The organism is Streptomyces sp. NPDC002671, assembly GCF_053592475.1.
On sequence record NZ_JBSFVU010000046.1, the window covers coordinates 22,345 to 35,938 of the forward strand.

General features: G+C 69.4%; 13 protein-coding genes and 3 pseudogenes. 10 read left to right on the plus strand and 6 right to left on the minus strand.

What is annotated here, in order from left to right:
* Positions 1-305 precede the first annotated feature (305 nt).
* The gene (locus tag ACWD35_RS39195) at positions 306-440 is read right to left on the minus strand and encodes an STAS/SEC14 domain-containing protein (protein WP_451356140.1); all 135 of its coding nucleotides are present in this window, start codon (positions 438-440) and stop codon (positions 306-308) included.
* On the opposite strand from ACWD35_RS39195, the gene ACWD35_RS39200 reads away from it, so the two are divergent.
* Entirely contained in the window at positions 403-636 is a 234-nt protein-coding gene (locus ACWD35_RS39200) for a hypothetical protein (RefSeq protein ID WP_451356154.1), read from the plus strand. The two genes, ACWD35_RS39195 and ACWD35_RS39200, sit on opposite strands and share 38 nt — an antisense overlap.
* Before the next feature lie 109 nt (positions 637-745).
* On the plus strand, positions 746-1,423 hold the full coding sequence (locus tag ACWD35_RS39205) for a CBS domain-containing protein (protein ID WP_451356141.1): 678 nt from the start codon (positions 746-748) through the stop codon (positions 1,421-1,423).
* 38 nt (positions 1,424-1,461) lie between these two features.
* Here the strand turns inward: ACWD35_RS39205 and ACWD35_RS39210 are convergent, their stop codons facing one another.
* On the minus strand, positions 1,462-2,382 hold the full coding sequence (locus ACWD35_RS39210; protein WP_451356142.1) for a DUF1918 domain-containing protein: 921 nt from the start codon (positions 2,380-2,382) through the stop codon (positions 1,462-1,464).
* A gap of 122 nt (positions 2,383-2,504) precedes the next feature.
* Here ACWD35_RS39210 and ACWD35_RS39215 point away from each other — a divergent pair, with 122 nt between their 5' ends.
* On the plus strand, positions 2,505-3,179 hold the full coding sequence (locus ACWD35_RS39215; protein WP_451356143.1) for a CBS domain-containing protein: 675 nt from the start codon (positions 2,505-2,507) through the stop codon (positions 3,177-3,179).
* Positions 3,180-3,262: 83 nt separating this feature from the next.
* Here ACWD35_RS39215 and ACWD35_RS39220 read toward each other — a convergent pair whose 3' ends face one another.
* On the minus strand, positions 3,263-4,096 hold the full coding sequence (locus tag ACWD35_RS39220) for a universal stress protein (protein ID WP_451356152.1): 834 nt from the start codon (positions 4,094-4,096) through the stop codon (positions 3,263-3,265).
* Between the two features lie 144 nt (positions 4,097-4,240).
* Between ACWD35_RS39220 and ACWD35_RS39225 the strand changes: the two are divergent.
* The 3 genes and pseudogenes from ACWD35_RS39225 to ACWD35_RS39235 all read left to right on the plus strand — a co-directional run.
* Positions 4,241-4,384, plus strand: a pseudogene (locus ACWD35_RS39225) (universal stress protein); the annotation flags it as partial.
* A 142-nt stretch (positions 4,385-4,526) separates the two neighbouring features.
* The gene (locus ACWD35_RS39230) at positions 4,527-6,002 is read left to right on the plus strand and encodes a bifunctional aminoglycoside phosphotransferase/ATP-binding protein (protein WP_451356153.1); all 1,476 of its coding nucleotides are present in this window, start codon (positions 4,527-4,529) and stop codon (positions 6,000-6,002) included.
* A gap of 8 nt (positions 6,003-6,010) precedes the next feature.
* A pseudogene (locus ACWD35_RS39235) lies at positions 6,011-6,202 on the plus strand (alcohol dehydrogenase); the annotation flags it as partial.
* A 256-nt stretch (positions 6,203-6,458) separates the two neighbouring features.
* Here the strand turns inward: ACWD35_RS39235 and ACWD35_RS39240 are convergent.
* From ACWD35_RS39240 to ACWD35_RS39250, 3 genes are all read right to left on the minus strand, one after another.
* Complete coding sequence (locus tag ACWD35_RS39240) at positions 6,459-8,087, minus strand: serine/threonine-protein kinase (RefSeq protein ID WP_451356144.1); 1,629 nt, start codon at positions 8,085-8,087, stop codon at positions 6,459-6,461.
* A gap of 308 nt (positions 8,088-8,395) precedes the next feature.
* Positions 8,396-8,662: a GlsB/YeaQ/YmgE family stress response membrane protein gene (locus tag ACWD35_RS39245; protein WP_451356145.1), complete on the minus strand. Its 267-nt coding sequence runs from the start codon at positions 8,660-8,662 to the stop codon at positions 8,396-8,398.
* A 262-nt stretch (positions 8,663-8,924) separates the two neighbouring features.
* Positions 8,925-10,325 (minus strand): flavin monoamine oxidase family protein, encoded by a 1,401-nt coding sequence (locus ACWD35_RS39250; protein ID WP_451356146.1) that lies wholly within the window; start codon positions 10,323-10,325, stop codon positions 8,925-8,927.
* A 298-nt stretch (positions 10,326-10,623) separates the two neighbouring features.
* On the opposite strand from ACWD35_RS39250, the gene ACWD35_RS39255 reads away from it, so the two are divergent.
* The 4 genes and pseudogenes from ACWD35_RS39255 to ACWD35_RS39270 form a co-directional block, all read left to right on the plus strand.
* Positions 10,624-11,163 carry a TetR/AcrR family transcriptional regulator gene (locus tag ACWD35_RS39255; RefSeq protein WP_451356147.1) on the plus strand — a complete coding sequence of 180 codons (540 nt, stop codon included), beginning with the start codon at positions 10,624-10,626 and terminating at the stop codon, positions 11,161-11,163.
* 234 nt (positions 11,164-11,397) lie between these two features.
* Positions 11,398-12,162: an MFS transporter gene (locus ACWD35_RS39260; protein ID WP_451356148.1), complete on the plus strand. Its 765-nt coding sequence runs from the start codon at positions 11,398-11,400 to the stop codon at positions 12,160-12,162.
* Positions 12,163-12,443: 281 nt separating this feature from the next.
* Complete coding sequence (locus tag ACWD35_RS39265) at positions 12,444-13,187, plus strand: HAD family hydrolase (protein WP_451356149.1); 744 nt, start codon at positions 12,444-12,446, stop codon at positions 13,185-13,187.
* Positions 13,184-13,498 (plus strand): annotated as a pseudogene (locus ACWD35_RS39270) (family 65 glycosyl hydrolase); the annotation flags it as partial. The gene ACWD35_RS39265 and the pseudogene ACWD35_RS39270, both read left to right, overlap by 4 nt.
* Between the last annotated feature and the right edge of the window lie 96 nt (positions 13,499-13,594).

Here is a 13,594-nt window from a genome sequence, read left to right on the forward strand (position 1 = left end):
AGCCTGGCCCGCCCCGGCCGGTGCTCCTCAAGACCATGGTGGATTCCACCTCCTCTGTGCGCATGCCGGGGGACAAGCGGTCGCGTCACGGAGTCCGATACCTGTCGTCGTCGAGCAGCTGTGTCACGCATGAGGAGTACTCGATGCAAGTGAGCCCCCGCCGCATCTTCGGGCGCACCCCTTCGCGAAGGGGGTTCGCGAAGGGGTGCACGAGTTCGGCGAGCTTGCTGTCGGCGGTCTGTGCCAGCGCCTCGAAGCCCTGTGGGTGCGCAGGGGCTGTTCGACCTCGACTGAGGCGAGCCGGCTCAGAGCCTCCTCGCGGTCCTGTACGTCGAAGACGCGGACAGGGCAGGGCAGGGCATCAGGAAACTCGCGAGCCGGGTCGACTCCCGGATCCAGCTGATGTCGCTGACGACGGCGCATCCTTCGAACAGCCGCATGGCGCTGATCCCGGACTTGAAGTCTTCCCACCCGGCTGCCGGAGTGAACGACCTGGTGTCGACCCCTGATGGTGCGTCCTGGGCTCATCAAGCATGTCGTTCCTCTCATGTCGAGCTGCCGCTCGGCGGTTTCCCTGTGTGCCGGGGCGATCTCAGCGAGGATCTGCAGGTTGCGCAGTTGCAGGGCGATCGGTGAGTCCGCCGAGGCGGTCCTTGATCTGGCTGTTGCGGCACGCCCGGTCGCGGAGATGCTGGAGCCGTACGGCCGAACCCGTTCCCCCCGAACGCCCCCGAAGGACCAGGACATGCTTGACGCTCCGCACATCGTGAGCGATGTGATGACCCTGCCCGTGGTGGCCGTCGGGCGCGATGCGCGGTTCAAGGAGATCGTGCGGGTCATGGAGCAGCAGCAGGTCAGTGCCGTACCGGTCGTGGAAGGCAAGGGGCGTGTGGTGGGTGTCGTTTCAGAGGCCGACTTGCTGCCCAAGGAGGAGTTTCGGGACGGCGGAGGCACCCGCCGTGATCGGATCCGGCGCCGGTCCGCCCTGGCCAAGGCTGAGGCGCTGACCGCCGGGGAGCTCATGAGCACGCCCGCCGTCGCGGTCCGCCCCGACGTGACCTTGGCTCAGGCAGCCCGGATCATGGCAAAGGAGCACGTCAAGCGACTGCCCGTGGTCGATGACGAGGACAGGCTGTCGGGCATCGTCAGCCGAGGCGACCCGTTGAAGGTCTTCTTGCGATCGGACGAGGACATCGGCGAGGAAGTCCGCCGTACCGTGGTCTCCTACCTCTTCCCTGCGGTCAGCCACGCTATCCATGTGTCCGTGCAGGACGGGGTCGTCACGCTCCGCGGCCGTGTCCCCGACACCTCGCTCATCTGGGTCGCCGAGCGCCTGGTCCACGCTCTGGAGGGTGTTGTGGGCGTCGAGGCACGGCTCAGCGGTGAGGATGCCGCCTCGGACGCACCCGAGAGCACGAAGTGAAACAGGGCCTGCCACACCGCTCTGCAGCGCACCGGCGTCTACTGATCGCCCGGGGTGATGCGACGGCCCGTAAGGCTTTCCGGCCGGATCGACACCCACATCTCGCGTTTGCCGCCGGCCCATGGCGTGGTGTGGGCGTGTTGGGCGAGCTTGCGCACAGCATCGGGCTCGGTCACGACGCTCGCGGGACCGACGGCGAGCACGCTCCAGCCCTGACTCAGAGCCTCGTCCACGTGGTCGACCTCGAAGGCAACCTCCGTTTCCACGGCCGCTGCGGCCACGGAGTCGGGGGCTGTCCGGAAGATGATGGCTTCATCGACGACGTCGTAGTTGACCGGGACGACTGCCGGGCGGCCGTCGGACGCCGTCACTGCGACGCGCCCGACACCGTGCGTGGAGAGCAGAGTGCGGCATTCGTCCGGGTCGAGGTCCCGCAGCTGAGGGTGCAGTAGTGCATGACCTTGGCCGGGCGGGAGATCCATGCCGCCGCCTAGCAGAGCCGTGGCTGTGGTGCCCAGTGCGTCAGCCAGCCTGATGAGAGTCGCCATCGTGGGGTCGGCGGGCTGTTCCTCCAGGTATGCCAGGTAGCGGGGCGACATGCGGGCGCGGCGGGCTGTTTCCTCCAGGGCGAGTCCCCTTCTGCGGCGTTCGACGCCCACGCGTCGGCCGATGTCGCCGGGGTCGGGTGTCCCGGTCGGAGAGCCGGCGGCGGACACAGGCTCCGCCTGACCCGCGCCCGGCTGTGTCCCAACGGCGGTCCCGGGCTGTCCGTGCTCGAGATGGCGGATGTGGGCGTCGGGCCCGGGGAAGACGAGTGTCACTTCGTCCGTGTCCGACCAGCGCACATCGTAGGGAGGGGTTCCGTCCTGGTGGTGCAGCCCGATGATCTCGCCGTCGCGCTTGGCGCCGCCGGTCGTCGGACTTTCGATGACGAGTTGGTCGCCGAGGTGAGCTCGCATGATCGCCGCCCTCTGCTCAGAATGGTGCTGTATTCCAACCTGCCACGCGGGACACACCGCCGCATGGGACGAGACCCCGTCCCTGTATCCGTGAGGTGGGCGGCCCGTATCCGGGAGGCGACTTGCATCACCGAACGGTCGAGGAGCTCATGACCCGGGACGTCGTCCGGGCACGGCGTGACACGCCGTTCAAGGAGCTCGTCAGGCTGCTGGCGGAGAACGACGTCACCGCCGTGCCCGTGGTGGACGACCTCGAGCGCCCCATGGGTGTGGTGTCCGAGGCCGACCTGCTGCGCAAGGGCGCCGACCAGGCGGATCCGTCCGGCAGGGTCCCGGTTCCGGACCTGGAGGCCTGGGAGCGTGCCAAGGCCGAAGGCTCCCGCGCCGAGGAACTGATGTCGGCTCCCGCGGTGTGCGCGCGCCCCGAGTGGACTGTGGTCGAGGCCGCCCGCCTCATGGAGGCCCAGCACGTCAAGCGGCTGCCCGTGGTGGACGAGGCGGACCGGCTCCTGGGCATCGTCAGCCGTGGTGACCTGCTACGGGTCTTTCTGCGCCGTGACGATGCCATCCGTGAGGAAATCACGGGGGACGTGTTGCGACGCACAATGGGCCTCGAACCCTCGGATGTGACGGTCGAGGTGCGCGACGGGCGGGTCGCCCTCGGCGGATCCGTGGAGTACAGGAGCCTGATCCCCGTCATCGAGCAGTTGTGCCGTGGCGTCGACGGCGTGGTCTCGGTCGCCGCTGACATCGCGCACCGAACGGACGACGCCCGCCGTTCCCCCACCGGCACCTGACCGGGACCGCCGACGCGGCTGCTGGGAGGCGCGAGGAAGCCCTGGTTCCATCGGCCCTGACACGATCCTGCTCCACGAGGAGGTCAGATCTGGGGAACGACCGCGATCGGGCACGGCGCGTGATGCAGTAGCGCGTGATTGATCAGGCCCAGCTGCAGACCTCGATGCATTAGGCGCGGGCGGGCGCCGACGACCAGAAGGTCCGACCCTGACGCGGCTTTCAGCAGTGCCTGGCGTGCCGGTGCCTCGATCAGGCGCCGCTCGACGAGGGTGTCGCGGTACCGCTCCGGCAGGCCGCGCAGGGCGTCGTCGAGCACCTGCGCCGTCGGGCGCCGGTGAGCCTCCAGGGGCCACGACGGAGCCTGAGATGTGGCGAAAGCTCCGAACGGCGCGCTCCAGGCGTGCACTGCCATCAGCCGGCACCGTCGTACGTGAGCCTCGCGGAACGCGAACTGCAGGGCCGTGCCACTGTTCTCTTCGTCCTCGACGCCGGCGACGATGGTTCCAAACCGGGCGTCCCTGTGCTCTGCTGCGCCGCGGACCACGCCGACCGGGTAGTCGGCTCGTGCCGCCACGGCGAGACTCACCGATCCCAGGAGCATCTCGGCAAGGTCTCCGAGCCCTCTCGACCCGAGCACCAACGCGAAGGCGTTGCGCCCCTTGTCGACCAGGGCGGAGGCGGCGTCCTCATGCACCACCTCGCTCGACAGCCGCACGGTGGCAGCGCCCTTTGTGGCACGTGCCGAGGCAGCGCTGATCACGTCGGAGGTTTCATGGTCCCCACCCGCCGCGTGCAGGACGTGGAGCGGTACCCCGTGCCGGACCGCCTCGGCGACGGCCCAGTCGACCGCCTCCAGGCTCGCCTCGGATCCCCTCGTGTCTCGTGCCGGATTCCCGTTCCGGGCTCTCCTCCACAGGTCCACATGCGCCGCAGAGGGGCTCGGGTGATCCTCGAATGAGAGAACGCACCACGTTCGGCATGCAGGCGACGTCCGGACCATTCACTCGATCGGACTCGTCCACCGTCGATTCCAGCTTCTTACGAGACGGAGGCCGCCGCCATGCAACCAGTCGTCACCGTCGGCATCGACGGCTCGCCCGAGAGTCTCAGCGCTGCCCACTGGGCCACCGACGGGGCCGAGAAACGCAGGCTCACCCTGCGCCTGCTGCACGCGCGGCCGCTGCCGGCACCAGAACCGGCCCGTGGGCGCTGCGCTGTCGCCGCCGTTTCTCATGACTGAGCCCGAGCCTCGGGGGACATCCGTGCTGCGGTCGGTGCCTCAGGAGGACGCGTCCGCGCTCCGGTCCAGTTCCCGGCACGGCGGCGAGCCGCTGCCGCGCGCAGAGGTGTGCGAGACCCACACGGCCATACTGTTCTTCGTCGGCGACCGCGTCTACAAGGTCAAGAAACCGGTCGACCTGGGGTTCCTGGACTACACCACCGTGACGGCTCGCCAGGCCGCCTGCGAGCGCGAAGTCACCCTCAACCGCCGGTTCGCCCCCGATGTCTACCTGGGTGTGGGCGAGTTCCGCAGCCCTGACGCGGAGGCGCCTGAACCACTCGTGGTGATGCGCCGTATGCCGGAGGGCCGCCGCCTCTCCCGCCTGGTCCGAGCAGGGGCCGCCGTCGACGATGTGCTCCGGGCCGTCGCCCGGCACCTCGCCGCGTGGCACGCGGACGCGCCCGGCGGCCGCGACGTGGCCGAGCAGGGCACGCGGGACGCGCTGTCAACGCGGTGGGAGGCTGGCTTCGGGCAGGTCCACGCGCTGGCTGCCGACGGCTTCGTGCTCAACGGGGTGACGGAGGTCGAGCGGTTGGTGCGCCGCTATCTCGCCGGCCGCAAGCCGTTGTTCGACACCCGTATCGAGCAGGGGCGGGTGGTCGACGGTCACGGCGATCTGCTCGCCGACGACATCTTCTGCCTCGACGACGGCCCCCGCGTCCTGGACTGCCTGGAGTTCGACGACCATCTCCGCTACGTCGACGGCCTGGACGACGCGGCCTTCCTCGCCATGGACCTGGAACAGCTCGGCGCCCCGGAGGCCGCGGCGTACTTCCTCGCCCAGTACGGCGAGTATTCCGGCGATCCAGCGCCCCCGTCCCTGTGGCACCACTACATCGCCTACCGCGCGTTCGTCCGCGCCAAGGTCTCCCTGATCCAGGCCCGCCAGGGCGCGCCCGGATCCGAGGCGGCGGCGCGGCGGCTTGCTTCTGCGGCACTGCGTCACCTGCGTACCGCCGCTGTCTGCCTCATCCTCGTCGGCGGACTGCCTGGCAGCGGGAAGTCCACCCTCTCCGGGGCGCTGGCCGACCGGCTGGGGGTTACCCTGCTCAGCAGCGACCGCCTCCGCAAGGAGCTGGCGGGCATCCCCGCGGAGCAGTCCGCTGCGGCCCGCTACGGCGAGGGCCTGTACACACCCGAGTGGACGGCCAGAACCTATGGCGCCCTGCTCGATCGCGCAGCCGCCCTGCTGTCCGCCGGCGAGTCCGTCGTCCTGGACGCCACATGGTCCGATGCGGGACAGCGTGAGGCGGCCTTGCGCGTGGCCGACCGCACCAGCGCCGACCTGGTGGCCCTGCACTGCCACGTGCCGGGCGACGTCTCAGCAGCCCGCCTGAGCACGCGCGCTCCCGGCGCATCCGACGCCGGCCCCGAGATCGCCGCCGCCATGGCGGCTACGGAACCCCCATGGCCCGACGCCGTCGCGGTCGACACCAGTGGTTCGTTGGAGTCCGCGGTCGCCCAGGCGCTGGCAGCCGTACGGCCATGGGGCATCGGCCAGGCCCCGGTCTTCCGCCGCCCCTACATGGAGCCGGACTGAGGTGCCACTGCCGGGCGTGCCGCGACGCCAAGTACGGACAGTGGGGCGAGGGCGGCGGATGGATCCTGGGGAATCTGATCAACGGAACCCAGGCCGAGTTGGTGCGGGTACCCTTCGCCGAATACTCCAACACCCGACGCCCCTTCAACCTTCCGCTCGACGACGCCGTGCTGCTCGCAGAGTTACTGCCGACCGCCTACGTGCTGAATGCGTTCGCGAGTGGCTACCACGATGGCGCGCGACCGCGACGGGGTTGTGACCCATAGGAATCGGGCGGCGTTCGACCGTCCAAGCCCCGGCTGGGCCGCCGTGCTGGTCCGCTGCTGTCGACTTTCCTACCTACCCCGCCAGGCATCGACGTGCGCTGCCAGGCCAGCTCGGGGGTGCGGGCCGCTCGTGTTCTGGCCGGGAACTTGCCAGGGTGCGTGGCGACTGGGTGGGGTTGGTGGGTCGGGTTCAGGCGGAGTGGCGGTAGTAGGTGAGGGAGACCTTGACCGGGCCGTCGTTCGAACCGTCGGTGAGCGTGCGGATAAGGGTGATGTCCTGGCCGCCCGGGTAGCGGACGCAGAAGCTGCGGCGGGCGCGCAGTGTGGTGAAGGGCAGGATGGAGGCGGGCTGGGTGCCGATGCCCTTGAGGCAGTCAGTGAGCGTGAGGGACCCGACTGGGGGGATGTAGGCGGCGCTGTCGTCGGGGATGTAGTACTCGCCGTCCTCACGCCCCAAGTACCAGGTGGAGTTGTCCTGGGTCACCTTCCCAGCCTTGAGATCGAACTCGTAGTCGGAGTCAGGGGAGGTGAGTTCGCGGTTCATGTAGACGGTGGTGTAGCCGGAGACTGTGGTCGGTTGCGGGCGCGTGGACGAGGACGGGGTGGGGGTGGAGGCAGTGGACGGGGGGATGCTGCTGGTGGCGACGTCCTGCTCGACGCGGTCGTCGAAGTATGGGGAATGGAGCAGGATGTAGGTCGTTGCGGCACCGGTGATGAAGGCGATGGCCGTCAGGAGCGCGGTGGGGGCGCCTCGGCGTGCGGTGGCCGCGGCTCTGCGTGTGGCGGGCGCTGGCTGCTGCTGGTGGGGCGCCGGGACGGGGAGGACGGATGCGGCCGGGGCGTCGGCCGCGGACCGGGCCGGGTCGAGGATCGTGGCGGGCGGGGGAGGTGTGGTCGGTAGGTCGGTGTGGCGGTGGATCTCGTTGCTGACCTGATGAGGCAGCCAGCCGTCGGAGAAGCGGAGTTCGCCACCGGTGGCGGGGTGGCTGCGGGCGGCCTCGATCAGCCAGGCTGTGTCCGGCCGGTCCTCGGGGTTTTTGGCCAGGCAGAGCAGGACCAGCTCGTGCAGCCCGTAGGGAAGGTGGGAGAGGTCGGGCTCCTCATGTATCGCCCGGTAGAGGGAGGCGGAGTCGGGTCCGTCGCCGAAAGGGGCGGTGCCGGAGCCCATGTAGGCGATCAGGGCGCCCATGGCGAAGACGTCGGTGGCACGGCTTGCGGGCAGTCCGAGGGCTTGTTCAGGGGCCATGAAGCCCGGCGAGCCGATGCGCAGGCCGGTGCCGGTGAGGGGGTTGGCGTCGGCAGCGCGGGCGATGCCGAAGTCGATGACGCGGGGGCCGTCGGCGGCGACGAGGACGTTGCCGGGCTTGAGGTCGCGGTGGACGACGCCCGCGGCGTGGATCGCCTGCAGGGCCTCGGCGATGCCGGCGATGAGCAGCAGTACGGTCCGCTCGGGCAGCGAGCCGTGACGGTGGACGACCTGCTGGAGGGAGGGGCCGGGCACGAAGGTGGTGGCGAGCCAGGGGATGGTGGCATCGGTGCCTGCGTCGACCACTTGGGCGGTGTAGAGACCGTGGATACGCCGGGCGTTGGCGACCTCCTGGGCGAAGCGGTACCGGAACCCCGGATCCTCGGCGAGTTCTGGCCGGACCACCTTGAGCGCGACCGGGCGCCCGCCGACGGTGTAGGCGAGGTAGACCCGGCCCATGCCGCCCGCGCCGAGCCGCGCGCAGAGGCGGTAGCCGCCGATCTTGCGGGGATCGTCCGGGGACAGCGCCTCGAAGGGCGAGGGCGACAGAGCGCCGAAGGGCTGTGCGGTCATGCTGGCTCCCAGCGGGTCGAGCGGTTGGGACTGGGGCGGAGCGGAGTGGGTGCGGCGGCCGGGGCGGCCCAGCGGCAGCGTGCCGTTAGAGCAGGCGCACGGGCTGACGGCGGGGCGAGGGACGAACCATCGTTTTGTCGCTGTCCAAGGGCGGCAACGTGTCGCTGAGCGAGGAGGCACCCGGGACTGAACGCAGTCGTCGTTAGCCTGGGTCGTCGACAACGACGCGCGCGGCCAGAGCTTCGGCCGGATGCGGAACGCCTGCCGAGACGAAGACGGTCTTCGGCGAGCCATACCGCAATCGGGAGTTATTCGCGGGAGGTGCCGAACACGATGCGGTGACCGATGAGCAGCACCAGGGAACCGGCGACCGCGGCGCCCCAGGTGTACGGGTCGAAGAAGTCCTTCTCCACCGGGCGGTCGAGGAAGCGGGCGGAGAGCCAGCCGCCGACGAAGGCGCCCGCGACGCCGATGAGAGTGGCGCCGATCAGCCCGCCCGGGCTGCGGCCGGGCAGCAGCGTCTTGGCGATGGCTCCGGCGAGCAGGCCGAGGATGATCCAGCTGATGATGCCCACGGTGTTCTTCCTTCCGTCGGGTCGGGTGCGCCCGAGACCGACACTTGGTTCGCTTGCATACGCAAGCCAGTAGTGCTTGGTCAGGTGGTGTGGGGGTGGGTATGCCGCGGTGGCAGGCAGGGCAGGTGCCGACCCAGATGGCAAGGAGTGTCTGCAGCTCTCGGACGACCTGGTAGAGGATCAGGCCAGAGCCGCTTCTCTTGGGGCTGGGCTGGTCGTCGGAGGACGCAGAAGGCGAGGGCGCCGCCCAAGCCCGGCTCTTTCAGTCCGCGATTTCCTTCGCGGCGCGAATTCCCGACAGGTAGGCGCCGTGAACGGTCTGATAGGAGGCGCGGTGCGTCGCCTCGCCGGCGAAGTGCACACGGTCGCCCACGGCGGCGGCGAGATGGTCGCGCATGGCCGGTGTGGAACCGATCTTGTTGTACGAGTACGAGCCGCGCGCGTACGGGTCGGACGCCCAGCGGGTGATCTGGTAGCCGACAGGCGCGGGGATGTCACTGCCGAAGATGGTTTTCAGCGTTTCCATGGCGCTGTTGACGATCTGGGTGTCGCTCCAGCCTTCGATCGTGCGGCCGAAGTCGGCGGCGTTGAAGCCGAGCAGCACCGGCTGGCCGGTGGGCCGGGTGATGTTGATCCACTGTTCCCATTGGCCGTACTTGTCCAGCTCCGGAATGTAGGTCATCCAGTCCGTGTCCGGCCAGAACACCTTGGGGAAGCGCAGGTAGCACTTGTTGAGCACGCCCATCCCGAGCTTGGCGATGGCGGTGCGCTTGGAAGCGGGCAGCCCGGGCCCGAACGTGACCGCGCCGCTCTGCAGCACGCCCAGCGGCAGCGTCACCACCACATGGCCGGCGTGAAACGTGTCCTTGTCGGTGCCGACCGTCACGCCGCTGGAGTTCCAGTCGATGTGCTTGACGACCTGCCCGGTCCGAATCGACAGCCCCCGCGCGAGCAGATCGGTGATCTGGCGGTAGCCGCGCGGGAACAGCACGTCCTTGCCCTTGATGTCCGCGCCGCTGTCGAAGTACAGGGCCGACATCTGGTTCACGCTGCCCGAGTACTCGTGTTCGTAGTCGTTCAGCCCGAAGGAAGCCAGGACCTTGTCGTCGTCGGACAGTGAGGACCAGTGCAAGGCGCGCTCCACCACGCTGCGTACCGACGTGTCCTTGCCCGCGTTGTCCTGGTACGCGGCGAGAGCGTCCTCCACTTTGCTCTGCCAGCCCTCCATCGCCTTTTCGTGGGCGTCGTCGACCTCGCTGCCGTCGGGAAGGTAGTCGGTGGAGCTGTCGGGGTCGGTGACGACCGTCCGTGCCCTGGCCTTCGCGGCCAGCGCGGCGATCGGATTGTTGTTGATGCCGTGGATCCATGAGGCGCCGAGGTCGAGTGGCACACCGGCCCACTTCTCGCTCGTCCAGATGCGGCCGCCGATTCGGTCGCGCGCTTCGAGGACCACCACGTCCTGTCCCTGGTCGGCCAGGTAGCGGGCTGCGGCAAGACCGCTGATCCCGGCACCGACGACGATCACCCGTTCACTACCGGACGAGGCCGACGTGGTGTTCGCATCGGTCGGGCTGACCTTGCAGGCGGACAAGGAGGTGAGAGCGGCCAGGCTGGGCACGCCCAGGCCCGCGCTCTGCAGGAAACGCCGGCGGTGCATCGTCATGTCTGTCAACCGATCTGCGATCTGAACACAGTCTTTCGCGGGATGCCGATGAACGCTCCGTTGCGTTCGACGGTCTGCCCGTAGGTGAAGAAGCCGCGAAGGCTCCAGTGAGGTCCCCGATCCGGTCGAGGACTGCCCCATGCACCGTGGTGCGCGTCCGCTTGCTGGTCCACAGGTCGTGCGCGGTGTGGACCCCGTCCAGCGACAACCCCCCTCGTCAGTACAATGAGGCTGATACTGCAGAGCATGCAATTGAAACAACGATGTGTCAATAGAGGCATTGGAGACTGGTGCGACGATGCGTACCGACGCGGCAGAGGTGCTGGACTCGGCAATCCCGGTCCTGGCCAAGGATCGAGCGGCGTCCATGCAGGTCATCGCTGCACGCGCGGGCATCAGCCGGGCGACCCTGGTCCGTCTGTTCCCCACCCGTAAGCTCCTGGTGCAGGCGATGGCCGAGAAGATCCTGGACGACTGCGACCGGGGCCTGGACCAGGCCGAGGCGGACGCCGCGCCCATGGAGCAGGTACTGGCCGCGCTGGTCGCCGAGTACACGCCGTTCGCCGAACTGTGGAGCCTGGTCTACGTCGAGCCCGACGTCTCGGGTCTGCCCGAGGCCAGCACGCGGGCCAAGGCGATCTTCATCCGGACCGTCAAGCTCATGGAACGCGGCCAGAACTCGGGGCTGCTGCGCAACGACATGCCGGCCACCTGGCTGGCCTCGACGTTCTGCGGCCTGGCCGAGACCGCGTGGGAGCTGACACTCGAAGGCCACATGGGCGCCCGTCAGGCCCCGGACTTCATCAACGCGATCCTGCTGCACGGCGCGACGGCCTGACCATCGCTCGCAGCCGCCTGATCCCAATCCCTGACCGACTGTCACGTGAGCTCGGCAGCACGCTCGCGTGCCTGTTCTGCGACCCGCCGGGATGCAGCGGTGGCGATCGGCCCGTCGAGGTCGCGCCGTAAGCTGCGCTGGGGTCTGATTCACGGGAGGCATGAGTGGGGTGGGATATGGTCCTCAGCGGCCGGTACCCGCAACCGCACGATCCGGGCCGGGACCCTGACGCTGGTGCTGCAGATCCCGGTCCCCAACGGCATGCTCTTCCTGGTACCGGTCTTCCTGCAGGCGACCGTGGGCTTCGACGCGCTGCGCAGCGAGATCACACTGATCGCGGTCCCGGCGGGGCTGACGGTGGCGGCCCCCACGGCCGCGGGACTCATCGGAAGCGGGCGGATGACCCAGCGCACGGCCCGGATGGGGGCGTTCCTCTGCATGGCCGCCGGGTGCGTCCTGATCGCCGTGATGTTCGACCCGCGTCAGCGGCACGTATCGGCAACCGGCCTGGCGCTCGCACCGGGTCTCCTCCTCATCGGGCTCGGCCGCGGCCTGGCCACGACGATGACCGACCTCATCCAGTCAGCGCCTCCGCCGGAGCAGGTGAGCGACGTGACGGGACTGTCCCGGACCGCCGGTTATCTGGGAAGTTCCCTCGGCGTGGCGCTCGCCAGCGCGTTCCTGGCCACCGCCCTGCTCCTGGCGTTCGAGGCAGGGGCGGATGCCAGCGGCGTCCTGTCCTCCGGCCAGAAGCAACTCGTCAAGCAGACACTCAGCCACCAGGTGCAGATCACCGCCGTGACCGACGATGCCGTGCGTACGAAGGTGGCGTCACGGGGCGTCGGGGGCACGGCCGTTGACGAACTCGTACGGATCAACGCCCGCGCCCGCGGGCAGGTGCTGACCGTGGCGGCCCTCGCCATGGGCGCGCTGAGCCACATCGGATCCGCGCTCGCACTGCGCATTCCCCGCGCCGGCCCCCGTTGCGTAGCGCGGTGAGGTATGAGGACAACCCGGCCGTGGAGGCCCGGCGCGGCAGACCAGTTCGGGCGAGGACGGGGGTGAGGGCGCAGGCTGCCGCTGCCACAGTGCGCCGACGCCGCGTGCGGGACAGGCGTGCTGCGGCGGGTCCGGCACAACCCTCCGCCGTGCCGACGGCGTGGGCAACCCCCGGAGGACTTTTGGGGCTGACCGCTCAGCCTCAACCGAGCGGGTGCCTTTGTGCGTGCCGGACGGTGCCCTGTCGCGTCCGCCGGCAGGTGCCTTCTAACCTCGGCCGCATGTTGGGGCTTCCTGCGAACGTCCGTGCCTGCCTGTTCGACCTGGACGGGGTGCTCACCCAGACCGCGAAGGTGCACGCGGCCGCCTGGAAGGAGATGTTCGACGGGTATCTCCGCGAGCGCGCGACGCGCGAGGGGACCGCGTTCGTGCCGTTCGACGCGGTCGGCGACTACGACGAGTACGTGGACGGGCGGCCCCGTGAGGACGGCGTGCGCACGTTCCTCGCCGCACGCGGGGTGCACCTGCCCGAGGGATCGCCGCAGGACCCGCCGGAGGCGGAGACGGTGAACGGCCTGGGCAACCGGAAGAACGCACTGGTGCTGCGGCGGATCCGCGAGGAGGGGGTGGAACCCTACGACGGCTCGGTCCGGTACGTGCACGCGGCGCGGGCGGCAGGTCTGCGCTGCGCGGTGGTGTCGTCGAGCGCGAACACCCGGGACATCCTGCGAGCGGCCGGCATCGAGGACCTGTTCGACGAGCGGATCGACGGAGTGGTCACGCACGAGCGCGGGCTGCGGGGCAAGCCCGCCCCGGACACCTATCTGGAGGCGGCCCGAGGGCTCGGAACGGATCCGGGGGAGGCCGCCGTGTTCGAAGACGCCCTCGCCGGCGTCGAGGCCGGGCGGGCGGGACGGTTCGGTGTGGTCGTGGGCGTCGACCGGATGGGCCAGGCGGAGCAACTGCGGTCCCATGGCGCGGATGTGGTGGTCAGTGACCTGGCCGACCTGCTGGAGGAACAGTGATCACCCATCCGAGCTTCACGGTCGAGCCGCGGTGTCTGCGCGAGACCGAGCTGAACCTGGATGTGCTCGCGCACAGCGAATCGGTCTTCGCCCTCTCCAACGGGCACGCCGGGTGGCGCGGCAATCTCGAGGAGGGAGAGCCGCACGGACTGCCCGGCGCCTATCTCAACGGCGTCTACGAACGGCATCCGCTGCGCTACGCCGAAGCGGGCTACGGATATCCCGAGTCCGGCCAGACGATGATCAACATCACCGACGGCAAGATCATCCGGCTGCTGGTCGACGACCACCCATACGGGGCCAGTGCCGGTGGGGGCTTCCACCCTGATCGTGGACACGGGTTGTCATGCGGCGATGGCCAGCGTAGTTGATCTCTGTTCGAAGATGGCCGGGGCGAGGTAGCCGAT